Source organism: Streptomyces solincola (assembly GCF_002982015.1).
Classification (GTDB): domain Bacteria; phylum Actinomycetota; class Actinomycetes; order Streptomycetales; family Streptomycetaceae; genus Streptomyces; species Streptomyces solincola.
Genome location: NZ_PVLV01000537.1, coordinates 1 through 1091 on the forward strand (window position 1 = coordinate 1; position 1091 = coordinate 1091).

The following is a 1091-nucleotide window of genomic DNA, read 5'->3' on the forward strand; positions in this document are numbered from 1 at the left end:
TGCGCCCCGACACCGGCGCCACGCTCACCCCCGGCGCCGCCGCCCGCCTCGCCCTGCTGACCGCCCTGAGCCCGCACCAGACCACCGACGACGACCTCACCGCCTTCCGCGCCGCCCACCCCGGCGACCGCGCCCTGGTCGAGCTGGCCTCCTGGGCCGCGCTCACCGCCGCCGTACGCATCGGCGCCCGGCTCACCGCCCCCGCGCCCACCCGCTGACCACCGGCACCACTTCCCGAAGGAGAACCGCCATGAGCACCGTCACCCTCAACGACGTCCTCAAGGACCTGGCCACCGACATCGAGGAGACCGCCCGCCTCGTCGAGGGCCTGGACGAGCAGAGCTGGCACACCGCCACCCCGGCCCCGGGCTGGAGCATCGCCGACCAGATCGCCCACCTCACCTTCATCTTCCACCTGGCCGGCACCGCCGCCGCCGACCCGGAGGGCTTCGCCAAGCTGGCCGCCGGGGCCGCCGGCGACTTCGACGGCGCGGTCAACGCCGCCCTCAAGCAGTTCAACGCCTTCCCGCCGGCCGAACTCCTCGGCCGCTTCCGGGCCCTGGGCCGCCGGTCGGTGGAGTCCCTGGCCGCCGTCCCGGCCGACCAGGTGGTGCCCTGGCTGGTCAACCCGCTGCCGCCGGCCGTGCTCGCCTCCGCCGGGATCATGGAGGTCTTCGGCCACGGCCAGGACATCGCCGACGCGCTCGGGGTGCGCCGCGAGCCCACCGAGCGCCTGCGCCACCTGGTCTTCTTCGCCTTCCTCACCCGCGACTTCGGCTACCTCTCGCGCGGCCTCACCCCGCCGGCCGCGCCCTTCCGGATCGAGGTGACCGCCCCCAACGGCGAGCTGTGGGCGTACGGCCCCGAGGACGCGACCGACCGGGTCTGCGGCCCCGCCGAGGACTTCTGCCTGCTGGTCACCCGCCGCCGGCACCGCGACGACCTGGCGCTCACCGCCACCGGCGAGGAGGCCGACCGCTGGTTGGACATCGCCCAGGCCTACCGCGGCCCGGCCGGCGAGGGCCGCGCCCCCGGCCAGTTCGCCCACCCGCACTGCGACCACTGACCGCCCCGTGACCGCCTCACCGGCC

1 protein-coding gene and 1 pseudogene are annotated in these 1091 nt (G+C 76.2%); both read left to right on the plus strand.

Features of this window, described 5'->3' with window-relative positions:
• A pseudogene (locus tag C6N75_RS26655) lies at positions 1-218 on the plus strand (hypothetical protein); the annotation flags it as partial.
• 32 nt (positions 219-250) lie between these two features.
• Entirely contained in the window at positions 251-1066 is an 816-nt protein-coding gene (locus tag C6N75_RS26660) for a TIGR03084 family metal-binding protein (protein ID WP_105871433.1), read from the plus strand.
• Positions 1067-1091: the final 25 nt, after the last annotated feature.